Source organism: Streptomyces sp. NPDC093984, from assembly GCF_044764595.1.
GTDB classification, from domain to species: Bacteria; Actinomycetota; Actinomycetes; order Streptomycetales; family Streptomycetaceae; genus Streptomyces; species Streptomyces cynarae.
The window spans coordinates 44,991-68,596 of sequence record NZ_JBIWIM010000006.1 but is presented as its reverse complement, the minus strand read 5'-3'; the positions used below and the strand labels follow the sequence as shown (position 1 = coordinate 68,596).

The following is a 23,606-nucleotide window of genomic DNA, read 5'->3' as shown; positions in this document are numbered from 1 at the left end:
GAAGCGGGACTGTGAGTGTGATGTAAAACCCAGACATCGGGAGACAGACAAGGCAACTGCCCCTGGACGAGGTGCAGTTGCCTTGTCGACAAAACGCTGTTTTCGCGGCCGGTTTTTCCGGCGGCGTCGGGCCGAGCGCGGCCGGTTTACTTCTCCTGCTGCTTGCGCCAGCGAATTCCGGCTTCGATGAAGCCGTCGATCTCGCCGTTGAAGACGGCCTCGGGGTTGCCGACCTCGTACTCGGTGCGCAGGTCCTTGACCATCTGGTACGGGTGCAGGACGTACGAACGCATCTGGTTGCCCCAGGAGTTGCCGCCGTCGCCCTTGAGGGCGTCCATCTTGGCCTGCTCCTCCTGGCGGCGCCGCTCGAGGAGCTTGGCCTGCAGGACGTTCATGGCGGTGGCCCGGTTCTGGATCTGGGACCGCTCGTTCTGGCAGGTGACGACGATGCCGGTGGGCAGGTGCGTGATGCGGACCGCGGAGTCCGTCGTGTTCACGCCCTGGCCGCCGGGCCCGGAGGAACGGAAGACGTCGACCCGGATCTCGGACTCGTCGATCTCGACGTGGTCGGACTGCTCCACGACGGGGAGGACCTCGACGCCGGCGAAGGAGGTCTGGCGACGCCCCTGGTTGTCGTAGGGCGAGATGCGGACGAGCCGGTGGGTGCCCTGCTCGACGGAGAGGGTGCCGTAGGCGTACGGCGCCTGGACGGCGAGGGTCGTGGACTTGATGCCCGCCTCTTCGGCGTACGACGTCTCGTAGACCTCCGTCTTGTAGCCGTGCCGCTCGGCCCAGCGCAGGTACATCCGCTGGAGCTTCTCGGCGAAGTCGGCCGCGTCGACGCCGCCGGCCTCGGCCCGGATGTTGACGAGCGCCTCGCGGGAGTCGTACTCGCCGCTGAGGAGCGTCCGCACCTCCATCTCGTCCAGCGCCTTCTTGACCGCGGCGAGCTCCGCCTCGGCCTCGACGCGGGTGTCCGGGTCGTCCTCGGCCTCGGCGAGCTCGAAGAGCACACCGAGGTCGTCGATCCGGCCGCGCAGGGCCTCGGCCTTCCGCACCTCGGCCTGAAGGTGCGAGAGCCTGCTGGTGATTTTCTGCGCCTCGTCCGGGTTGTCCCAGAGGGACGGCGCGGCCGCCTGCTCCTCGAGCACGGCGATGTCTGCCCTCATCTTGTCGAGGTCCAGAACGGCCTCGATCGACTCCATGGTCGAGGAGAGGGACTTGAGCTCTTCGGATACATCGACGACTGCCACGCATCCAGCGTAACGGCTCCGCCAAGCGCGCCATGCCGGGTGACCGCACGGTTACAGAGGCACCGTGAGCCGGGGCCCGCCCCTGGGGGCTGCGCCCCCAGACCCCCGCTGTCGGCCTGACGGCCTCGTCCTCGAACTCCCCCAAGCTCTTCGAGCAGGGGGACCCCCGGACGGGCTGAGCCGTGCCGACCCGGCGCTGACACATCAGCCCCTCCGGCGGAAATTCAGCCCCTCCGGCTCCCCCGGCCTAAGGCGACGCCGGAGCCGAGGTTCCCGAGGTCGGGGGCGGAGCCCCGGTGTCGTCCCCCGAGGTCGCCCACCACGCGCCCACACCGATCGCCGCCGCCAGTACCGCCGCCGCCACGCCCAGCGTGATCCGGCGGCGCCGGGCCGCCGCGCGATGGCGGGCCGAGCCGGGGCGGGGGGCGCCCGGGGTGCGGGGCGCGCGGGCCGTGCCGCGGGCGCCGCCCGCCAGTTCGTCCGGGCCCGGCACCCGCATCGAGGTGTGCGTGTCCCGGTTCGAGTCCGGTTTCGCCCCCGGCACCAGCGGCACCGCTCCTCGCCGCGCCCGTGTCACCACCGGCTCCCCGGGGGCCTCGTACGGCTCCTCCACCGGCTCCGCGTCCGGTTCGTCCACGTCCAGCGGCGGCATCCCCGCCAGCAGCGGCAGCTGCTCCCGCAGCCGCGCCGCCAGCTCCGAGGCCCGCAGCCGTGACGCCGGCGCCTTCGCCAGGCACTGCACCATCAGCTGCCACAGCTCGTCCGGGATGCCGGGCAGGGGGACGACCGTCTCCGTGACATGGCGGCGCAGGACCGCGCCGGGATGGCCGCCGCCGAACGGCGTGAAGCCCGCGAGGAGCTCGTACAGCACCGTGGCCAGCGCGTAGATGTCCACCGCCGCCCTCGGCGGCAGACCCTCCACTATCTCCGGCGCCAGATAGTCCGGGGTGCCGATGATCTTCGTGGCCTTGCTCCGCCGCGGCGAGTCGATCAGCTTCGCCACACCGAAGTCCGTCAGCAGCGCCGGGTGCGCCCCGCCGGGGCCCAGCGGCCCCCGCATGTCGAGCAGGATGTTCTCCGGCTTCACGTCCCGGTGCACGATGCCGGCCGCGTGCGCCGCCGCCAGCCCCTCCGCCACGTCGGCCACGATCGCGACCGCCGCCTCGGGCGCGAGGCGCCGCTCCCGGTCCAGACGGGTGCGCAGATCCGTGCCGCGGACCAGGTCCATGACGAGGGCCAGGTCGTTGCCGTCGACCACCAGGTCCCGTACGGACACGACGTGTGGATGGTCCAGCCCCAGCAGCGCCGTGCGCTCCTGGACGAAGCGGCCCACGAGCTCCTGGTCGGACGCGAGGTCCTCCCGCAGCAGCTTGATGGCGACGGGCCCGTCCGGTCCCTCGCCCAGCCACACCGTGCCGGCGCTTCCCCGCCCCAGGATCTGGTTGGCGGTGTACCGGCTGCCGATCTTCCGTGCCAAGTCTGCTCCTACTGGGGACGCGTGTTGCCGACCCTGCGCCGGACCCCGATCGACAAAACTACGCGTCCGAAGCGGCAACCTTCACCGCCGAACGGGAAATCACCCGTCGGATGTCGACAAATCCCCAAGCTCGCCGCGCACGAAGGCCCTCCGGAGCCCGCTACTTGTTGCCCAGCTGCCCGATCCAGTCGGCCGCGGTGGAGAACCAGTCGCTCAACTGCTGCCAGTACGACTTGGTCGTCCCGATCCACTCCTGCAGCGGGCTGAACTCCCACACCAGCCACCCGGCGACGAACAGGATGACGATCGTGAACAGGCACCCCTTGAGACAGCCCAGCCCCGGGATCTTCATCGGGTTCGCGCTGCGCTGCTGCGGCGGCCGGGGTTCGCGCGCAGGACGGGGCGCGGGCTGCTGGGGCGCGGGCGCGTACCGCTGGGGCTGCTGCTGCGGAGCGGGCGCGTACTGCTGCCGCTGGGGCGCGTACTGCTGGGGCTGCCCCTGCGGATAGCCGTACCCCGGCGCGGGCTGCTGCCGCTGCGGCGGGCCTTGCTGCGGACGCTGCTGGGGCCGCGCCACCTGCCGCTGCGGGCGTCGGCGCAGCGGGTCCTCGCTGGGGTCGAGATACGCCTGGACCTGCGTCTGCTCGTTGCGGTCGCGGGCCGCGCGCAGCTGGCTCTGCCAGGGGTGCGGCTCCTCCTGTCGGGGCTGTCCGCCGGGGCCGTGCGGCGGCACGGGCGGCATCACGGCCGTCGGGTCGGCGGCCCCGTTGGTGGGCAGGACGGCGGTGGGGTCGGCGGAGCCGGGCGGGGTGTGGGGCAGAACGCTGGTCGCCGCGTTCGGGTCGTACGAGGACGCCGGGCCCTGCGGCAGTACCTGCGTGGGGTCGGCGGAGCCGGGGACGGTCGCCGGGGCCGGGTCCGGGCCGAGCAGGGCGGCCACGCCCTCCGCGGCGGCGATCTGCGCGGAGTTCGCGTGCACGCCGACGCCCTCGGCGACCACCCGCAGCGCCCGCGCCAGGTTCTCGGCGCTCGGCCGGCCCTCCGGGTTCTTGCGCAGGCAGCGCTCTATCACCGTCCACAGCGGGTCGGGCACCGTGGACGGGCGGCGCGGTTCGGCGCTCAGGTGCTGGTGGAGCACCTCGAGGGCCGAGCCGCCGGAGAACGGCGGACGCCCGGTGACCAGCTCGTACAGCAGGATGCCGGCGCCGTAGATGTCCACGGCGGAGGTCTGCGGGCGGCCCTCGGCCGACTCCGGGGCGACGTACGCGGGCGTGCCCACGAACTCGCTCGTGCGCGTGAGGCCGGGCGAGTCGGCGAGCCGGGCGATGCCGAAGTCGGTCAGCATCGGGTGCATCTGCCCGTCGTACTGCGCGAGCAGGACGTTCGCGGGCTTCAGATCGCGGTGGACGACGCCGTCGGCGTGGCTCGCGGCCAGCGCGTCGGCGATCTGCGCGGTGAGCAGGGCGGCGGCGACGGGGGTGAAGGGGCCGTTCTCCCGCAGGTAGCGGTGCAGGTCGGGGCCGTCGACGAGGTCCATGACCAGGGCCAGCAGATCGCCCTCGACCACCAGGTCGCGGACCCGCACGATGTTCGGGTGGGTCAGCCGGAGCAGGACGGACCGCTCCCGCAGGAACCGCATGACGACATCGGGGTCGCTCGCCAGCTCCTCCTTGAGGACCTTGATCGCCACGGTCTCGCCGGGCCGGCCCGCGACGGCCGCCTCGGCGCCCGCGGTCTCCCGCTGGCGGGCTCGCCAGACGGTGCCCGTGGCGCCGCGTCCCAGCGGCTCCTCAAGGAGGTACTTGCTCCCTACCGGCCGCACGTCATGCGCTCCCTGTTGCTTGCTCTTCCGGTCGTCCACCGCGCTACCGGTGTTCCGCCCACTGTAGGGGGTGTCCGACAATTCCCGCCGGGCGCGCGACGCTCCCCCAGCCTGGCGGCTGGGCGGTGCCCCCAGGCACGGCACCTCGCCGCGTTGTCGGGTCTCCCGCTCACGCCCAGTACGCGGGAGACCCTCCGCCTTGCGATGCTTCCCCACTGCCTCGAGCTGTCGACGGCCTGTGGGGCACGTGCCCCGCATGGACGAGGTACGTGTCCGGCTCCCGCACCTGTTCGATGACAAGACGCTCGCTTAGGTTCAGTTGGTTGCCTGATCCGGGCGTGACCGATCTCAAGCGGGCACCTGCCGGGCACTGGTCAGGCACTTTTACGGGCAGAGCCGACCAATCAAGATCATTTGACGGTGGAGGGCGGGCGCACTGTCAGTGGCAGGTGCGAGGATGCATCCCGTACTGGCCGATGTGCTCGTGTGCGGTGGGGGAGTCCGCGGTGGGGGGACCGCGGCACGGCTCCTTCCCCGTCCTCGGGCGCCCGCACGCGCGGGAGCCGAAGGGGCGCGTCGGTGTCGAGGGGGCGAGCGCGCGGGGCCCGGAGGACCGGGCGCGATCGCGGTCCCGGCACCGGCTCGTGCGCCTCGTGGGCGACCGCGGACGCAGACAGAAGGGACCGCTGACGGCGATGCAGATCCGGCTGACCGTCGTAGCCCCACCGGCCCCGCCCACGGAGTCACGGGCCCGCGCCGCGGACTGTGACGTACTGGTCACCGCGCCCCCCGGGACGGCGCTGGCCGCGGTGGCATCGGGCCTGGCCTCAGCGGTCGGCGGGGAGGGGGGTCCCTCCCAGCCCGAGCGAAGCCGGGAGCCCGGGACAGGCTCGGTGGTGCTGTACGCGGGCACGGAGCGGCTCGACCCGCAGCGCTGCACGCTGGGCGAGCCGCCGCTGCTGGACGGCGCGGTGCTGACCCTCGGCGCGCCCGCGGAGCCGGGCCCCGAGCCGGACGAGGGCGCGGCCCAGCTCCACGTGGTCGCGGGCCCGGACGCGGGCGGCGTCCATCTGCTGCACGGCGGGGTGATCCGGATCGGCCGTTCCGCCGACGCCGACGTCCCGCTGGACGACCCGGACGTGTCCCGGCTGCACTGCGCGGTCACGGTTACCCTGGACGGCCAGGTCTCGGTCGCCGACCTCGGCTCCACGAACGGCACGGTGCTGGACGGCCACCGGGTGACCGACCGCCCTGTTCGCTTCACCCCGGGCGCGCTGCTGCGGCTCGGCGAATCGGCCCTGCGGCTGGTCCCGCCCGGGGAGGCGCGGTCCGTGGGCACGGCGCCGGACGGGGAGGGGCACGTCCGGGTGCGGCGGGCGGAGGGCCCGGGCGAGCCCACGGATCCGGCGCGGCAGACAGACGGCCCGGGCGAGCCCACGGATCCGGCGCGGCAGACAGACGGCCCGGGAGAGCTCACGGATCCGGCGCGGGCGGCGGCCGTGGGGCACGCGCGCGCCGAGAGCGTCGCCGCCGGGGACGGCCGCACCGGCGGCACCTCTGCGGAGGGACACGGCTCGGGTTCCGCTTCCCGGGACGGGCGCCCGTCCCCCGACAGCGACACGCACCACGGCTTCGGCGTCACCGGGTGGGGCGCGTCCGGCGGGGTGATCCCCGGAGCGCAGGAGCACGGTTCCGCCGAGCCGACCCTTCCGGCGCACGCCGTACCGGGGCAGGGCGCGCCGGACGAGAGCACGCGCAAGGGCACCCCGCTGCGCGGCACGGACGTTCCGCCCGGGTTGCGCAGGCGCGGCGGGCTCACGGCATGGGCACGCCGGCTGACCGGGGGCCGCGGCGAGCAGGGCGGCACCGGACACGGCGCGCACGAGGAGGGCGGGGACGCCTCCGCGCCGCCGGTGGCCCGGGCGCCCGAGAAGTGGCCGGACCCGGCGGCGCTGCTGCTGACCGCGCTCGGCCCGGGTCCGCGGCTGTGGGAGCGCGGCCCGGGGCACCCGGAGGCGCTCACCGTGCGGCTGGGCACGGCGGACCGGGCGGCGCCGGACGGTGCGGGACTGCTGCCGGCGGTGCCGGTGACCGCGGGGTTGCGCGAGGTGGGCGCGCTGGGGCTCGCGGGGCCGCGCGCCCGGCTGGCCGGGCTGACGCGCGCGGTGGTGGCGCAGCTGGCCGCGCTGCACTCCCCCGACCTCCTGGAGCTGGTCCTGATCAGCGCCGACCGCACGCGCCCGCTGCAGGAGCGCACCGCCGACTGGTCCTGGCTCGGCTGGCTCCCCCATCTCCGCCCTGCCCACGGCCAGCACTGCCGCCTGCTGCTGGCCTACGACCGCGAACAGGCGACGGCACGCACCCAGGAGCTGCTGCGCCGCCTGGAGGACCAGCTGACGGACCAGGACGGCCCGCTGCCAGCCCCACCGGAGGACCCTTCGCCACGCGGGGCCACCCACCGCCCCTCCTGGGCGCGGGACGACGCCCACGCGGGGCCGTACTGCGTGGTGGTCGTGGACGGTGACCCCGGTGGCGCCGATGTGCGGGCGGCCGTGGCCCGGCTGGCCAGGGAGGGGGCGCGGGCCGGGATCCATGTCGTCTGTCTGGCCGAGGCGCCGGCCGCCTCGCCCGCGTCGCCGGTGGCAAAGACGTACGAGGCGGCCTGCGCGGCCTCGCCGGTGTTCCGGGAGTGCGGGGCCGTCGCGCTGTTGAGCGGCGATGTGGCCACGGCGCTGCGGCTGCTGCGGGTCGCTCCGGGGCAGGGCGCGGACGCCGCGCGCGCACCCGTGGGGCACGGCACGGTCGCCGCCGTGGACGCGGTGTCGGCGGCGTGGGCGGAGCGGTTCGCCCGGGCGCTCGCCCCGCTGCGGACGGACGGCGGCGGTGAGCGGCACGCGTGGGTGTCGGCCCCGTTGCCCCAGTCGGCGCGGCTGCTCGACGAGTTGGGGCTGGCCCGGGCCACCCCGGCGTCGCTGATGGCCCGTTGGGCGGACGCGGCGGACGACACCGCGTCACCGGGCGGGCGCGCCTGGGCGGTGCTCGGTGCCGGGCCACGCGGTCCGGTGAGCGTGGACCTCGCCGCCGAGGGACCGCATCTGCTGGTCGAGGGGCCGCCCGGCAGCGGTCGCACGGAACTGCTGCGCACCCTCGCCGCCTCGCTGGCGTCGGCGGAGCGCCCGGACCGGCTGAGCATCGCACTCGTCGACGGCCGCGACCGCGCGGCGCACGGCAGCGCGGGCGGGGACGGCCTGCGGGTCTGCACGGATCTGCCGCATGTGACGACGTATCTGGCGGCCAACGACCCGGTGCGCATGCGGGAGTTCGCGCAGTCGCTGAGCGCCGAGCTGAAGCGGCGGGCGGAACTGCTCGGGCGGCTCGGTTTCGCCGAGTGGCACACACGGCAGGAGGTGTCGAGGCGGATCGGGCCGCAGCGGTCGGGAAGCACGGAGTCGGGGGACCTCGACAGCCCGCCGAGTGTCACGCTGCGGCTGCGGCCGGCGGCGGCACGGCAGCAGGCGGAGGCGGGTCCGCCGTTGCCGCGGCTGGTGGTGCTGGTCGACGACCTGGACGCGCTGCTGTCCCCGGCGCTCGGCTCCCCGGGCCGCCCGGCGGCCGGGTCGGTCGTACGGGCGCTGGAGGCGGTGGCCCGGGACGGGGAACGGCTGGGTGTGCACCTGGTGGCCGCGTCAGGACCCGGTGGGCGGACGGCTCAGTGGGAGCCGGCCCGGGCGGCGTCGCTGCGGATCGGCCTGGAGGCGGTGACCGCGGGCGCGGACGAACCGGGGCCGGGGCGTGGGCGGTTGACGCGGGCGGACGGCAGGGGGACGCCGTTCCAGGGCGGGCGGATCACGGGGCGGATTCCCCGGACGGCGACCGTGCGGCCGACGGTCGTACCGCTGCAGTGGCACCGCATGGGTGACCCGCCTGCACGGCGTCCCGTGCGGGAACTGGGCAACGGGCCGACGGACCTGGCGTTGCTGGCGAGCGCGCTGGAGCGGGCGGCGCGGTCGGTGTCGGCGGTGGAGGTGCCTTCGCTTCTGTGACGCCGTCTCCTCCGGCCCCGCCGACCGCCGAGCAGCACCGGCCCCTCACCTGACCGTACGTCACAACGCGATCACAATCGGCCACTTGACAGTGCAGGCGCTCTTGCCGCCCCGTACCTCCCCGCGTAGACCAGAGCGCACGGACAGCAGCTCGAACGTTCGACGAGGGACGGAGAACGGGGCAGTGATGCGCAGCACGAGCAGCACCATCCGGACACTCAGGGCCACTAGGACCGCGGCCGCGGTCATCGCGGGAGCATTGGCGCTCACGCTCACCGCGTGCGGCGGAAGCGACGACGACAAGGGCAGCAGCGACAAGAGCAGCGGAAGCACGCAGACCGGTGGCGCGACCGTCACCCTCCCCAAGCTGGACGGGCAGCATCTGGAGGTCGCCGCCGTCTGGACCGGTGGCGAGCAGAAGAACTTCAAGACGGTGCTCGCCGAGTTCGAGAAGCGCACCGGCGCCAAGGTCACCTTCGTGCCCGCCCAGGACCCGATCATCAACTTCCTCGGTTCGAAGATCGCCGGTGGTCAGCCGCCGGACGTCGCGCTGCTCCCCCAGCCCGGCGCCATCAAGCAGGCCGTCGACAGGAAGTGGGCCAAGCCGCTCGGCGCCGAGGCGCAGGCGGAGCTCGCCAAGAACTACTCGCAGGGCTGGCAGGACATCGGCAAGGTCGACGGCAAGCAGTACGGCGTCTACTACAAGGCCGCCAACAAGTCCCTGATCTGGTACAACGCGAAGGTCTTCGAGGGGGCGAACGGCAAGGAGCCCAAGACCTGGCAGGAGCTGCTCACGGCGGCGCAGAACATCTACGACTCCGGTGTCACCCCGTTCTCCATCGGCGGAGCGGACGGCTGGACCCTCACCGACTGGTTCGAGAACGTCTATCTCTCACAGGCGGGCCCGGAGAAGTACGACCAGCTCGCCCAGCACAAGATCAAGTGGACGGACCCGTCCGTCAAGCAGGCCCTGACCACGCTCGCCCAGATCTGGGGCAAGAAGGACTACATCGCGGGCGGCCCGAACGGCGCCCTGCAGACCGAGTTCCCGGCCTCGGTCACCCAGACCTTCACCGGCGGCGACCAGCCGAAGGCCGGCATGGTCTTCGAGGGCGACTTCGCGCAGGTCAACATCGGCGAGACCAAGGCGAAGATCGGCACGGACGCGAAGGTGTTCCCGTTCCCGGCCGTGGGCGCCCAGGCGCCCGTGGTCACCGGCGGTGACGCGGCCGTCGTCCTCAAGGACTCCAAGGCGGCCCAGGCGCTGGTCACCTTCCTGGCCTCGCCGGACGCGGCGGCCATCCAGGCGAGGCTCGGCGGCTACCTCTCGCCGAACAAGAACGTCCCGGACTCCGCGTACCCGAACGCGGTGCAGCAGAAGATGGCCAAGGCGCTGCTCGCGGCCGGCGACAGCTTCCGCTTCGACATGTCGGACCAGGCCCCGCAGGCGTTCGGCGGCACGCCCGGCAAGGGCGAGTGGAAGGACCTCCAGGACTTCCTGAAGAACCCGACGGACGTCGCGGGGGCGCAGGCGAAGCTGGAGAAGGACGCGGCGGCGGCGTACGGCAGCGGGAGCTGATCCGGCGATGACGTCGGCCACGGCGGCAGGGGCCCCGTCGGCCCCTGCCGCACCCAAGAGTCGCAAGAGCGTGACCGGCACCCGCAGGACCGTGGCAGCGCTGTTCCTGCTGCCCGCGCTGGTGCTGCTCGGCGCGCTCGTGGTCTACCCGATCGGGTACTCGGTCATCCGCAGCTTCCTCGACCGCTCCGGTGACTCCTTCGCGGGATTCGACAACTACAAAGCCCTCTTCACGGATGACGGCATCCGCACCGCGCTGAAGAACAACATCATCTGGGTGGTGTTCGCGCCGACGGTGTCGACCGCGCTGGGGCTCGTCTTCGCGGTGCTCACCGAACGGGTGCGCTGGGGGACGGCGTTCAAGCTGGTCGTCTTCATGCCGATGGCGATCTCGATGCTCGCGGCCGGGATCATCTTCCGGCTGGTGTACGACCAGGACCCGGACAAGGGCGTCGCGAACGCGGTGTGGGTGGGCGTCCACGACACGTTCGCCCCGTCGTCCGCGTTCCCGAAGGCGCACCCCGGCCGCGAGTCGCCCCTGAAGCCGGACCAGGGCGGCTTCATCACGAAGGCGACCGTGCACACGGGCGAGTCCGTCGCGCTCCCGTTGGTCGGTGTCGCGCCCGACCAGATGCCGAAGAGCGCGAAGCGGGCGGTGCGGGCCGAGGCCGAGCCGGGGAGGATCACCGGCACGGCCTGGCAGGACTTCACGCGCGGCAGGGGCGTGGGGAAGCTCGGCGCGGTGGACCCCTCCGAGCAGGGTTACGCGGGCATGCGGATCGAGGCGGTGAAGGACGGCAGGGTCGTCGCCTCCACCAAGGCGGCGGGCGACGGCTCGTTCACGCTGCCCGCAGCCGCGGACGGAGCACAACTGCGCCTCCCCGCGAGCAACTTCAGAGAGCCCTACAACGGCGTCGACTGGCTCGGCCCGGCGCTCGTCACCCCGGCGGTCATCGGGGCGTACGTGTGGATGTGGGCCGGTTTCGCGATGGTGCTGATCGCGGCGGGGCTCGCGGGCGTGCCCCGGGAGCTGCTGGAGGCGGCGCGCGTGGACGGCGCGAACGAGTGGCAGGTGTTCCGCCGGGTCACCGTGCCGCTGCTGGCGCCCGTGCTGGCGGTGGTCACCGTCACGCTGATGATCAACGTGCTGAAGATCTTCGACCTGGTCTTCATCATCCCGCCCGGCTCCTCGCAGGACGACGCCGACGTCCTGGCCCTGGAGCTGTACCGCAAGGGCTTCTCGGAGGACCAGCCGGGCGTCGCGAGCGCGATCGCGGTGTTCCTGCTGCTGCTCGTCATCCCGGTGATGCTGTTCAACATCCGTCGGCTCAGGCGGGAGGTACGGCGATGACCACGCAGGTCGGACGGCTGGCCAAGGCGGCTCCGGTCACCGTCGTCAAGCCCAGGCGGTCCCTCGGGGCGCGGATCGCGGAGGGCGTCGGCGGGGGACTGCTGCGCGTCTTCCTCATCCTCGTCGGGCTGTTCTGGCTGGTGCCGACGATCGGTCTGCTGCTCGCCTCGCTGCGCAAGCCGGAGGACATGAACGCCTCCGGCTGGTGGACCGTCTTCAGCAAGCCCTCGCAGCTGACGTTCGACAGCTACCAGAAGCTGCTGGAGAACAGCGACATCACCAACTCCCTGCTGAACACGGTCCTGATCACCGTCCCGGCGACGATCCTGGTCGTCGTCATCGGATCCCTCGCGGGCTACGCCTTCGCCTGGATGGAGTTCCCGGGCCGCGACTGGTGGTTCCTGGGCGTGGTCGGCCTGCTGGTCGTGCCCGTACAGGTGGCGCTGATCCCGATCGCCGAACTGTTCGGGAAGATCGGCCTGTTCGGCACGGTGCTCGGCGTGATCCTCTTCCACACCGGCTTCGGTCTGCCCTTCGCGGTGTTCCTGCTGCGGAACTTCTTCGCGGAGATCCCCCGGGAGCTGCTGGAGGCGGCCCGTCTGGACGGCGCGGGCGAGCTGCGGCTGTTCGCCCGGGTCGTGATGCCGCTCGGCGGCCCGGCGATCGCGAGTCTCGGCATCTTCCAGTTCCTGTGGGTGTGGAACGACATGCTGGTCGCGCTGGTGTTCACCAAGTCGGGCACGCAGCCGATCACGGTCGCGCTGCAGACCCAGGTCCGCCAGTTCGGCAACAACATCGACGTTCTGGCACCCGGCGCGTTCATCTCGATGGTGATCCCGCTGGCGGTGTTCTTCGCCTTCCAGCGGCAGTTCGTGTCCGGTGTCATGGCGGGTGCCGTGAAGTAGGGCGATCCGTACGGCGGTTCGTGGGGTGGGCCGGCAGCACGGTCCACCCTTCGCGGTACACCGGGGGTTTCCCGCGGCGGTCCCCCACATGCCGCACGGCGCGTAACCAAACCACTCCATCGGACGTTTTCGGGCAGGTTGTCCGCGCCGATCCCCATGGATGCCCTTTGCCTAGGTTCAGTGTCATCGTCCCCGCGTACAAGGTTCAGGCGTACCTGGAGGAATGCCTCACATCCGTGCTGGAGCAGTCGTTCACCGACGTCGAGGTGATCGCCGTCGACGACAGCTCACCCGACGCCTGCGGGGCGATCATCGACGAGTTCGCCGCCCGTGACACCCGCGTCCGTCCCCTGCACCTGCCCCGCAACGTGGGCCCCGGGCCCGCCCGCAACGCGGGTGTGAAGGAGGCGAGGGGCGACTACCTGCTCTTCCTGGACGGCGACGACACCCTGACCCCGCACGCCCTGAGGGACATCGCCGACCGGCTGAAGGAGACGTCCGACCCGGACGTCCTGGTCTTCGACCACGCCCGCACGTACTGGACCGGGAAGACCGTCCGCAGCCAGCTCGCCGGCCTGCTCACCGAACAGGGCCCGGCGCCCTTCCGCCTGGACGACCGTCCCGGCGTGCTGTCGCTGCCGACGGTGGCGTGGAACAAGGCGTACCGCCGGGAGTTCGTCGAGCGGGAGGGCTTCACCTTCCCGCCCGGCTCCTACGAGGACACGCCGTGGACGTTCCCGGTGCTGCTGGCCGCCGAGACGATCGCCACCCTCGACCGGACCTGCGTCCACTGGCGCCGGCGCCGCCGGGGCGGCACCCTCGGCACCACCAGCCGCCGGCACTTCGACGTCTTCGACCAGTACGACCGGGTCTTCGCGCACCTCGACGCGCACCCGGAGCTCGCCCGCTGGCGGCCGGTGCTGTTCCACCGCATGGCCGACCACCTGGCCGCGATCCTCGCCCGGCGCGGCCGGCTGCCGGGCGCCTGCCGCGCCGAGTTCCTGCGCCTGGCCCGCGCCCACTACCGCCGCCACCGCGTCCCGGGCTCCCCGTTCCGGCTGCGCCACCTGCTGATCCGCTTCGGCAGCCACCGCACCCACCGCCTGCTGTCCCTGGCCTCCCGCCTCGCGCGCGTGGCCCGGCGCACGGCCGCCAGGTCGGGCCGCCGCCTGGCCGCCGCCGCCCTCCAGGCGCACTACCGCATCCAGCTCCGCCTGCCCCTGCGCGCCGACCGGGCCGTCTTCACCCGGGACGCGGGCGGCCGCTACGGCTGCAACCCGGCCGCCCTGGAGTCCGCGTTCCGCAACCTGGTCCCGCAGATCCGCACCGCCTGGATCGCCCGCCCCGAGCACCACCACACCGTCCCGGTGGCCACCCGCAGGCTGCGGCCCGGCTCGGCCGCGTACTGGACGGCACTGGCCCGCTCCAAGTACCTGGTCCACAACGCCGACTTCGACCCCCGCATGGTCAAGCGTCCGGGCCAGATCCTCATCCAGACCCGGCAGGGCACCCCGCTCAAGCGCATGGGCCTGGACCTCCAGGACCGTCCGGCCGCCGCCCGCGACACGGACTTCGCCCGGATGCTGCGCACCGCCGACACCTGGGACTACGTCGTCTCCGGCAACCGCCACTCCACCCTCGTCTGGGAGCGCGTGTTCCCGTCCGGCTTCACCACGCTGGAGTACGGGCAGCCCCGCAACGACGTCTTCGCCCGGGCCACCTCCGCGGACGTGGCCCGGCTGCGGCAGACGTTCGGCATCCCCGAGGGCTCGGTGGCGATCCTGTACGCGCCGACGTACCGCGACTACCGCCGCGGTTACCGCCCCGCTCTCGACCCCGAGCGCCTGCTGCGCCGGCTGGGGCCGCGGTTCGTGCTGCTGACCCGCGCGCACCCCGCCTGCGGCGCGCCGCCGGCGCGGACGGTGGAGGGGCGGGTCATCGACGTCACCGGTCACCCGAGCGTGGAGTCGGTGTGCCTGGCCTCGGACGCCCTGGTCACCGACTTCTCCTCGCTGATGTTCGACTACGCCAATCTGGACCGGCCGATCATCGTGTACGCGGACGACTGGGAGGCGTACGAGGCGGCGCGCGGCACCTACTTCGACGTCCGCGCCTTCCCTCCGGGCCCCGTCGCCCACGACGAGGACGACCTGATCGACATCTTCTCGACGGGCCACTGGTGCGGCTCACGCTCGGAGCAGCGGCGGGCCGCGTTCCGCAAGCGGTTCTGCCCGTACGACGACGGACGCGCCGCCGAGCGGATCGTGCGCCGGGTGGTGCTCGGCGAGAACGCCTGGCAGCCGGCGGTCGTACCGCTGTCGCACCGCCGCCCGGTCCCGTCCGCCGCCGCGGGGCTGCCGGCCCCGCCGCTCACCTCGGTCCGGGTGCCCGGCCCCGGTCTGCCGGTCGCCGAACGCCTCTGATTCCCCTGTCCCCGGAGTCCCCATGCCGCGCCGGCGCGTCCCCAGCCTCCCCCAAGTTCTCGGCTTCTCCCCCACTCTCGACCTCGCTCGAGCGGGGGGACCCCCACGCACAGGCGGGACCCCCACCACCTGGCGCCCCGCCGGACGGCCCGGGCGCTGACGCTCCCGCACACCGACGCACCGGCCCCGCCGCGGAAAACCGGAGCCCGAGAGAAAGAGCAGAATGCCCCGCTTCAGCATCATCGTCCCCGCCTCCGGTGTCGCCGGCCGTCTGTCCCAGGCGCTGGACTCGGTCCTCGCCCAGTCCTTCGGCGACTTCGAGCTGATCCCGGTCTGCGACGCGCCCGACTCACCCGCGGGGGTGGTCGCCGCCGCGTACGCCGAGCGTCACAGCAGGGTGGCCCCGCTCACCTCGCCGCCCTCCGGCGGCCCGGGCGTGGCCCGCACGGCCGGGACGGGGGCGGCCACGGGGACGTATCTGCTGTTCCTGGACGGCGACGACGTCCTGGTGCCCGGCGCGCTGGCGGCGATCGACGCGCGTCTGAGGACGACCGGCGACGTGGACGTCCTCTACTTCGCCCACGAGCGGGCGCACTGGTGGGACCCCGAGACCTCCGCACCGCCGCTCGGCCGGGCGCCGGACGGGGCGTTCGCCCCTGGGCGGGCGCCGGAGCTGACCGGGGTGGCCGTGCCCGTGTGGAGCGCCGCGTACCGGCGGGCCTTCGTCACCGGGCACCGGCTCGCCTTTCCCGCCGGCCACTTCACCGACATCGGCTGGGGCGGACTGGTCACCCTGGCCGCCGAGCGCCTGGCGGTGCTGCGCACGGTGTGCGTACGGCATCTGGTGCGCCGGCAGGGCAGCCGGCCGCACACCCCCGGCGAGCACCAGTTCGATCTGCTGGACCAGGTGGAGCGGGTGCTCGTGCGGGCCGCCGAACTCCGTCTGCCCCCCGACCGGGCGCGACCGCTGTTCGAGCAGCTGTTCTCCGCGGTACTGCGGACGGCCGCGCATCCGGAGCTGCTGCCCGCGCACCGCCGCCGGGCGTTCTTCAGGCGGGCGGGCCGTCTCCACCGACGCCACCGCCCGGCCGGGTTCCGGCCGCCGGCGGGGAGCCTCGGCGTACAGCACCGGCTGCTCGCGTCCGGCGCCTACGGCACGTTCCGGGCGCTGCGGGCCGCCAATCAGAGCGTGGCGAAGGCCACCGGGAAGGCACCCCTGCCGCAGCTGCCGCGCACCCGCGCCCGCTACACACTCCAGCTGCGCCGCCCGCTCGATGAGAACCTCGCCGTGTACTGCGCCTACTGGGGCCGCGGCTACGCCTGCAACCCGGCCGCGATCCACGCCGAGGCCCGCCGACTCGCCCCGCACATCCGCTCGGTGTTCCTGGTCGAGCCGGACGCGGTGGGCAGCGTGCCGAGGGACGTCGAGTACGCGGTGATCGGCAGCCGCGCCTACTGGGACGTGCTGGCCCGCGCCAAGTACCTGATCAACAACGCGAACTTCGCCGACGGCGTGGTCAAGCGCCCGGGCAGCGTGCACCTGCAGACCCAGCACGGCACCCCGCTGAAGAAGATGGGCGTCGACCAGTCGCCGTATCCGGTGGTCGCGGCGTCCACCGGCAGCTTCGCCAAGCTGCTCGCGCGCATGGACCGCTGGGACTACAACCTCTCCTCCAACCGGCACTCCACCGAGATGTGGGAGCGGGCCTTCCCGGGCGCGTACGAGACGCTGGAGTACGGCTATCCGCGCAACGACGTCTACTACACGGCGACCGCCGACGACGTCGCCCGCGTCCGCCGCGAACTCGGCGTCCCGGAGGGGAAGACGGCCGTCCTCTACGCGCCGACGCACCGCGACCACAGCACCGGCTTCGACGCGGCGCTCGACCTGGAGGCGTTCTGCGACGAGGTCGGCGACGACTTCGTGGTGCTGCTGCGCGCCCACTACTTCTACGACCGGGGCGCTGCCCGGGCCGCGGGCCGCGTCATCGACGTCACCCGGCACCGCTCCTCGGAGGACGTCTGCCTTGCCGCCGACGCGCTGATCACCGATTACTCGTCGATCATGTTCGACTACGCCAACCTGGACCGCCCGATCGTCGTGTACGCCGACGACTGGGACGTCTACCGGGAGATCAGGGGCGTCTACTTCGACCTGATGGAAGCGCCGCCGGGCCGGGTGGTGCGCACCCCGGAGGAGCTCGCGGCCGTCTTCCGCGACGGCTCGTTCGCGGACGAGGAGGCCAGGGCCGTGCGGGCCGCCTTCCGGCAGCGTTTCTGCCAGTTCGACGACGGGCGCGCCGCCGAACGCGTCGTGCGCCGGGTGCTGCTGGGCGAGCCGCCGGCGTCGATCCCGCCCGTGATCCCGCTCGCCGAGCGCATCCCGGCCCCGGCCCCTGCCCTGGTGAGGAGCTGACCGCCGTGCCCCGCCTCAGCATCATCGTGCCCGTCTTCAAGGTGCAGGGCTTCCTGCGCGAGTGCCTGGACTCGGTACTCGCGCAGTCGTACACCGACTTCGAGGTGATCGCCGTCGACGACCGCTCCCCCGACGGCTGCGGGGCGATCCTCGACGAGTACGCCGCCCGCGATCCGCGCGTGCGGGTGCTGCACCTGCCGGAGAACGTCGGCCTCGGCCGGGCCCGCAACGCCGGACTGCCGTACGCCTGCGGGGACTTCCTGCTCTTCCTCGACAGCGACGACACGCTCACCCAGGGCGCGCTGCGCGCGATCGCGGACCGGCTGGAGGAGACCCGGGACCCGGACGTGCTGGTCTTCGACTACGCCCGCACCTACTGGTGGGGCGGCACCCGCCGCAACGTGCTGGCCCGGATCCTCGCCGAGAGCGGCGAGGGCACCTTCACCGCGGCCGAACGGCCCGAGATCCTGGAACTGCTGATGGTGGTGTGGAACAAGGCGTACCGCCGGGACTACGTCACCGAGCACGGCTTCGCCTTCCCGCCGGGCTACTACGAGGACACTCCCTGGACGTTCCCCGCCCTGCTGAGCGCGCGGCGGATCGCGACCCTCGACCGGATCTGCGTCAGCTACCGGCAGCGCCGCCAGGGCAACATCCTGTCCACCACCAGCCGCAAGCACTTCGACGTCCACGACCAGTACGAGCGGGTCTTCGCATACGTCGACGCCCATCCGGAGCTGGCCTCCTGGCGGCCGTACCTGCACCGCAAGATGGGCGAGCACTGTCTGGACATCCTCACCAAACCGGACCGGCTGCCCGCCTGCGACAAGGGCGAGTTCTTCCGCCGTACCGCCGGCCTCTTCCGCACCCACGGCGCGGGGGAACCGGTCCCGGCCGAGCTGCGCGTGCTGGAGGGGAGTTACGCCGGCTACCTGCTCCGGCAGCGGGCCGCCGCCGTGGGCGACGCGCTCGGCCGGCGCCGCCGGCAGGCCCGCACGGTGGCGGCCCGGCGGGTCAAGCGCGGCTGGTCCTGGGCGTACGAGCGGCGGCCGCTGGATCCGGACCTGGCCGTCTACTCGGCCTTCTCGCACCGCGGCGTCCTCGGCGACCCGGCCGCGATCCACCGCGCGGCACGCGACCTCGCCCCGCACATCCGCGGCGTGTGGGTGGTGCGCCCGGACCAGGCGGAGCACCTGCCGCCGGACATCGAGTACGTCCTGCCGGGCTCCCTCGGGTATCTGCGGGTCACCGCGCGGGCCACGTACTTCGTCAACAACGTCAACTGGCCCGGCACCCTGGCCAAACGCCCGGGAAGCGTCCACATCCACACCCACCGGGGCACCCCGCTGAAGTACATGGGAGCCGACCTGCGGGACAAGCCGGGTGCCCGGCTGGGGCTCGACGTGCCGCAGATGCTGCGGCGCGCCGACCGCTGGGACTACAGCCTGGTCGCCAACCGCCACTCCGAACTGGTGTGGGACCGCGCCTACCCCTGCGGTTTCACCTCGGTGCGCAGCGGCAGCCCCCGCAACGACGTCCTCGTAAACGCCAAGCCCGGCGACGGGGCCGGGTTCCGGTTCCGGCACGGCATCCCCGAGGACCACACGGTGGTGCTGTACGCGCCGACCCGCCGCGACTACGTCCGCGGCGGTCACATCGACCGCTTCGACCTGGCCCGGTTCGCCGAGGACCTGGGCGGGGGCCACACCCTCGTCGTACGGCTGCACCCCTCGCTGGCGGACGGTCCGGCGCGCGGGACGGGCCTGACCGAGCTGCACCGGCTGGGCGTACTGGTCGACGCCACCGACGAGCCGCACGTCGAGGAGGTGATGCTCGCCTCGGACGCCCTGGTCACCGACTACTCGGCCCTGATGTTCGACTACGCCAACCTGGACCGTCCGATCGTCGTGCACGCCGACGACTGGGGGGCGTTCCGGGCGAGCCGGGGCGCCTACTTCGACCTCACGGAGGACGCTCCGGGGCATGTCTCGCGCTCGTACCGGGAGCTGGCGTGGCTGTTCGCCTCCGGGTGCTGGCGGGACGAGGACTCGACGCGGCTGCGGGCGGGGTTCCGGGCGCGGTTCTGCGCGTACGACGACGGGCGCGCGGCCGAGCGTGTGGTGCGCACGCTGATGCTGGGCGAGCCGGACGTCCAGGCGTCGGTGCCGGCACCGGCGGCGGGCGACCGCGAGGCGCTGACGACGTCGCCGTGAACGCCCGCGGCCTCGTACGCCGGGGAGAGTGCGTACGAGGCCGTGGGCCGGGCCGGGGTTACTCGATGACGAGCTCGACGGGGATGTTGCCGCGGGTGGCGTTGGAGTAGGGGCACACCTGGTGGGCCTGCTCGACCAGCTTGCGGCCGGTCTCCTGGTCCACGGTGTCCGGCAGCTCGACGCGCAGGGTGACCGCGAGCGCGAAGCCCTCGCCCTGCTTGCCGATGCCGACCTCGGCGGTCACGGCGGCGTCGCTGACGTCCACCTTGGCCGCCCGGCCGACGAGGCCGAGCGCGCTGCCGAAGCAGGCCGCGTAACCGGCGGCGAACAGCTGCTCCGGGTTGGTGCCCTCGCCGTTGCCGCCCAGCTCCACCGGCGGGGCCAGCTTGAGGTCGATCTTGCCGTCGGAGGAGACGGCGCGGCCCTCACGGCCGTGGGTGGCGGTGGCGACAGCGGTGTAGAGCGCGTCCATGGAAAACCATCCCTCTCGAAGTCACACGGCGGCCGGTCCTTCGCTGACCCGGGGCCGCCTTACACAGACAAGTAGAGCACACAATTCAGTTGCGCACAACTAAATGGCGGACAGGAGCTACCCTGTCTGCATGACGACCACCCGGACCCCCCGTACGGAGGCGACCTCCGCGGCCGAGGAGTACCTGCGCCTCGACCGCCAGATCTGCTTCTCGCTGCACGCCGCGTCGCGCGCCTTCAACGGCGTCTACCGCGTCGTCCTGAAGGACCTGGGGCTCACGTACCCGCAGTACCTGGTGATGCTGGTGCTGTGGGAGCACGGGGAGCTGCCGGTGAAGAAGCTCGGCGAGCATCTGCGACTGGACTCCGGGACGCTCTCCCCACTGCTGAAGCGGCTGGAGGCGGCGGGCCTGGTGCGGCGGGAGCGCAGCACGCGCGACGAGCGGTCCGTGCACATCCACCTCACGGACGAGGGCACGGCGCTCAGGGAACGCGCGCTGCTGGTGCCGCGCCGGATCGCCGCGGCGACGGGCTTCGACCTGACGGAGATCACCGAACTGCGCGACCGCCTCGACCAGCTGACCCGCACCCTGGACGCGGCGGCACTGGACGAGACCCCTGGCTGCGCCTAGGGGATCTCCTTTCGGCCTGGTCCGAACGAAGGACCGTAGTGCCCCGGCGGCACCTGGCGCCGTACGTAGAGTCGAAGTGTGAGGTGGGGCCGCACGTACTCCTCGCGGGTGACGAAGTCGCGCGTCACGACCGCGAGTTTGGCGCGGTCCGTGGCGTTCCAGGGGGTCCAGGAGGAATCCAGCGCGTACCGCTCGGTGACCACCCAGACGTACCTGACCCCCTCGAGCCGCCGCCGCAACTCCTCGGGACCGACCTCCCGTCCGTACAGCGTCCCGCTCTCGGCGGCCGGCACGCCCAGCGCCACGTCCCGCACTCCCCGGAACCCGGCCGGATAGGCGAGCGCCGACCGCCGCTCCAGCGAGGGCAGGAACAGCACGGGATCCCCGGACCGCACCCGCCGCGCCACGGCCGCGGACACGGCCCCGAGATCATCGGGCCGGTGCGCGGCCCGCCGATCGGCCCGGAGCAGGGGCAACTGCGCGAGGAACACACAACAGACGGCCACGATCCCGAGCAGGGACACACCACTGCCGTACAGCCGGCGGTCGATGTGCGCCCACCCACCGAGCCGCAGCCGCCGCACCAGCCCGGCCGCCCGCACCAGCCCGGCCGCCCGCTCCGCCCCGGCCGCCGCCAGCAACGGCACCCCGGCCAGCGAGTACAGCACATACCGGTCGTAGTACAACGGCCGGAACTGCGACACCGCCATCAGCACCGCCGGCGGAATCACCAGCAGCGGCCCCGCGACCCCCGCCAGGGAAACCCCCCGCGGCGACGGCGCCAGAGCCCCCAGCACCGCCAGCCCCAGGCACGGCACGAGCACCCGGCGCGACGGCCCGAAGAACTGCTCCACCAGCCCCCGTACGCTCCGCGCGTCCGGCACCGTCAGCCACGCCACCTGCTCCGCCTGCCCCCGGGACACCAGCACCAGCGGCACCAGCACCACCACGGCGGCCCCGGCCGCACTCCCCCACCGAAGCCACACCCGCCCCGGTACCCGCGCCAACGCCAGCGTGCAGGCGTGCGCCAGGAGCATCAGCGCCGCGAACTCGTGCAGTACACACGTGACGGCGACGACCACCCCGTACGGCCACCATCTCCCGTCCTCCACGGCCCGCACGAGCAGCAGGGTCGCCCCCGCCGCCCCGGCCGCGACCAGCGCGTAGGAACGCCCTTCCTGCGCGTAGTGCCCGACCATCGGCGTCACCGCGTAGAGCAGCCCCGCCCACAACCCCACGCGCGGCCGCCCGAGCCGCACTCCCAGCGAGGCGACCAGGCCCGCCGCCGCGGCCGCCCCGCACACCGAGGGCAGCCGCAGCAGCACCTCGCCGGGGTGGAGGTTCAGGACCGGGTGCATCAGCAGGTAGTACAGGCCGTGCACCGCGTCCACACTCCGCAACAGATGCCAGATCTGCGGGAGCGAGCGGCGCGCCACCTGGAACGTGGCCGCCTCGTCACGCCACATGCCGTCACGGTCCAGCCCCCACAGCCCGAGTGTGAACATGACCACGACGGGCACCAGGACGGCGATGCGCTCCTCGCGCCTCATCGGTGACCGACTCATGCCCGCATTCAACATGCGCGGGTTTCGTACGATTAAATAACTTTTGCCCTGAGTTGACGCTGTATCCACCACACGCGCCACGCAGACGGCCTACCATCCGGGCTTGATGAGTGCCTCGAAGACTGCCCTGGAACGCCCGGCGACCAGACCGGCACCCTTTTTCCCGCCGCCCTTCTGGAAGAGGGTGCGCCGGACGCATCGGTTGCTTCTGCTCGCCGTCGGCTGGCTCGCCACCCGTGCCCTGATGCTCTGGCTGCTCGCCCACGACCAGTACCCGCTGCTCGGCAGGGGCGGGGTCGCGAAGGAGGTCTGGAAGCTCTACTTCCACTGGTACGGCATCCTCCGGCACGGCGCCTTCCCCTCCGGCGACCACCTGTGGCAGTACCCACCGGGCGCAGGCGCGGTGCTCCTGTCGCCCGCGCTGCTGCCGGGGCTGACGTACTTTCAGGCGTTCGTGGCCGTCACGTTGTTCACCGACGCCTTGATCACGCTCGTCCTCGCGTACGCGGGCACCCGCCGGGGCCGCTCACTGCGCGGCGCGGCGCTGTGGATCGCCGGTCTGCCGCTGCTGCTGCACATCCCGCTCGTCCGGTACGACATCCAGGTCACCGCCTTCGCCGTCGTCTCGCTGCTCACGGTGGGGCGCTCCGCGCGCCTGGGCGGCGCGTTCGCGGCCCTCGGCGCCCTGGTGAAGGTGTGGCCGGCGCTGGCGCTCCTCGGCACGCCTCGAGGCCGCGGCACCCGCCAGGCGTGGACGACGGCGGCCGTCACCGTGGTGACGCTGCTCGCCGTGGTCGCGGTCCTGTTCCGCAACCCGTTCGACTTCCTGCGCCAGCAGGGCGGCCGGGGCGTGCAGATCGAGTCGCTGGGCGGCACGGTGCTGATGCTGGCGCGCCGGGCCGGCTGGTCGGGCACCACCCGCTACCAGTACGGCGCCGTGGAGTTCGTCGGCCCGCATGTGCGCGCGGTCGCCGACTGCTCGCTCGCGCTGACCGCGGTCGCCTTCGCGCTGCTGCTGCTGTGGCGGCTGCGCGCCCGTCGCTGGACGCCGGCGACCCCGTACGACGCGGCACTGACGGCCGTGCTGCTGTTCACGGTGACGAGCCGGGTGATCAGCCCCCAGTACATGATCTGGCTGGTCGGGCTCGCCGCCGTCTGCCTGACCACACGGCACACCACCCAACGCCCCGTGGCCTGGCTCATCCTGGCGGCGACCGCGATCAGCGCCGTGGTGTACCCCGCCTTCTACGGGGAAGTGATCAGCTCCACCTGGAAGGGCTGTCTGCTCATGCTGGCCCGCAACGGACTGCTGACCACCGCGGCGGTCATGTCGTTCGTCCGCCTGTGGCGCTCCGGGCGCGCGGTGCCGCAGCGAGAGAATGCGGACGCCCCCGCGGGGAAGGATCGGGTTCCCGCCCTCTCCCCCACAGGAGGTTGAGGGCCACTTAACAGATCA

At 73.0% G+C, this 23,606-nt stretch carries 14 protein-coding genes; 9 read left to right on the top strand and 5 right to left on the bottom strand.

Translation table 11 applies throughout. From position 1 onward, the window contains the following. Positions 1 to 146: 146 nt before the first annotated feature. The 3 genes from prfB to ACIRC0_RS22200 form a co-directional block, all read right to left on the bottom strand. Positions 147 to 1,253 carry a peptide chain release factor 2 gene (gene prfB / locus ACIRC0_RS22210; RefSeq protein WP_403618055.1) on the bottom strand — a complete coding sequence of 369 codons (1,107 nt, stop codon included), beginning with the start codon at positions 1,251 to 1,253 and terminating at the stop codon, positions 147 to 149. Between the two features lie 247 nt (positions 1,254 to 1,500). Next, entirely contained in the window at positions 1,501 to 2,730 is a 1,230-nt protein-coding gene (locus ACIRC0_RS22205) for a serine/threonine-protein kinase (RefSeq protein ID WP_403618052.1), read from the bottom strand. Between the two features lie 160 nt (positions 2,731 to 2,890). Beyond that, positions 2,891 to 4,552 (bottom strand): serine/threonine-protein kinase, encoded by a 1,662-nt coding sequence (locus tag ACIRC0_RS22200; RefSeq protein WP_403618049.1) that lies wholly within the window; start codon positions 4,550 to 4,552, stop codon positions 2,891 to 2,893. A gap of 695 nt (positions 4,553 to 5,247) precedes the next feature. Here ACIRC0_RS22200 and ACIRC0_RS22195 point away from each other — a divergent pair. From ACIRC0_RS22195 to ACIRC0_RS22165, 7 genes are all read left to right on the top strand, one after another. Next, complete coding sequence (locus ACIRC0_RS22195) at positions 5,248 to 8,595, top strand: FtsK/SpoIIIE domain-containing protein (RefSeq protein WP_403619051.1); 3,348 nt, start codon at positions 5,248 to 5,250, stop codon at positions 8,593 to 8,595. Between the two features lie 187 nt (positions 8,596 to 8,782). Further along, positions 8,783 to 10,174 (top strand): ABC transporter substrate-binding protein, encoded by a 1,392-nt coding sequence (locus tag ACIRC0_RS22190; protein ID WP_403618046.1) that lies wholly within the window; start codon positions 8,783 to 8,785, stop codon positions 10,172 to 10,174. 7 nt (positions 10,175 to 10,181) lie between these two features. Next, positions 10,182 to 11,525, top strand: a complete 1,344-nt coding sequence (locus ACIRC0_RS22185; protein ID WP_403618043.1) for a carbohydrate ABC transporter permease — start codon at positions 10,182 to 10,184, stop codon at positions 11,523 to 11,525. Then, entirely contained in the window at positions 11,522 to 12,430 is a 909-nt protein-coding gene (locus tag ACIRC0_RS22180; RefSeq protein ID WP_403618040.1) for a carbohydrate ABC transporter permease, read from the top strand. The genes ACIRC0_RS22185 and ACIRC0_RS22180 overlap by 4 nt, the downstream gene beginning before the upstream one ends. A 167-nt stretch (positions 12,431 to 12,597) precedes the next feature. Further along, positions 12,598 to 14,853 (top strand): CDP-glycerol glycerophosphotransferase family protein, encoded by a 2,256-nt coding sequence (locus ACIRC0_RS22175; protein WP_403618037.1) that lies wholly within the window; start codon positions 12,598 to 12,600, stop codon positions 14,851 to 14,853. Between the two features lie 223 nt (positions 14,854 to 15,076). Next, positions 15,077 to 17,269 carry a bifunctional glycosyltransferase family 2 protein/CDP-glycerol:glycerophosphate glycerophosphotransferase gene (locus ACIRC0_RS22170; RefSeq protein ID WP_403618034.1) on the top strand — a complete coding sequence of 731 codons (2,193 nt, stop codon included), beginning with the start codon at positions 15,077 to 15,079 and terminating at the stop codon, positions 17,267 to 17,269. 5 nt (positions 17,270 to 17,274) lie between these two features. Continuing rightward, complete coding sequence (locus ACIRC0_RS22165) at positions 17,275 to 19,482, top strand: CDP-glycerol glycerophosphotransferase family protein (RefSeq protein ID WP_403618031.1); 2,208 nt, start codon at positions 17,275 to 17,277, stop codon at positions 19,480 to 19,482. A 58-nt stretch (positions 19,483 to 19,540) separates the two neighbouring features. Here the strand turns inward: ACIRC0_RS22165 and ACIRC0_RS22160 are convergent, their stop codons facing one another. Further along, on the bottom strand, positions 19,541 to 19,954 hold the full coding sequence (locus tag ACIRC0_RS22160) for an organic hydroperoxide resistance protein (RefSeq protein ID WP_366024849.1): 414 nt from the start codon (positions 19,952 to 19,954) through the stop codon (positions 19,541 to 19,543). Between the two features lie 130 nt (positions 19,955 to 20,084). On the opposite strand from ACIRC0_RS22160, the gene ACIRC0_RS22155 reads away from it, so the two are divergent. Beyond that, positions 20,085 to 20,585, top strand: coding sequence for a MarR family winged helix-turn-helix transcriptional regulator (locus ACIRC0_RS22155; RefSeq protein ID WP_388994289.1), 501 nt, complete (start codon positions 20,085 to 20,087; stop codon positions 20,583 to 20,585). On the opposite strand, the gene ACIRC0_RS22150 is transcribed toward ACIRC0_RS22155, so the two are convergent. Then, entirely contained in the window at positions 20,582 to 22,150 is a 1,569-nt protein-coding gene (locus tag ACIRC0_RS22150; protein ID WP_403618027.1) for a glycosyltransferase family 39 protein, read from the bottom strand. The two genes, ACIRC0_RS22155 and ACIRC0_RS22150, sit on opposite strands and share 4 nt — an antisense overlap. A gap of 244 nt (positions 22,151 to 22,394) precedes the next feature. On the opposite strand from ACIRC0_RS22150, the gene ACIRC0_RS22145 reads away from it, so the two are divergent. Next, positions 22,395 to 23,588, top strand: coding sequence for a glycosyltransferase 87 family protein (locus ACIRC0_RS22145; RefSeq protein ID WP_403619048.1), 1,194 nt, complete (start codon positions 22,395 to 22,397; stop codon positions 23,586 to 23,588). Positions 23,589 to 23,606: the final 18 nt, after the last annotated feature.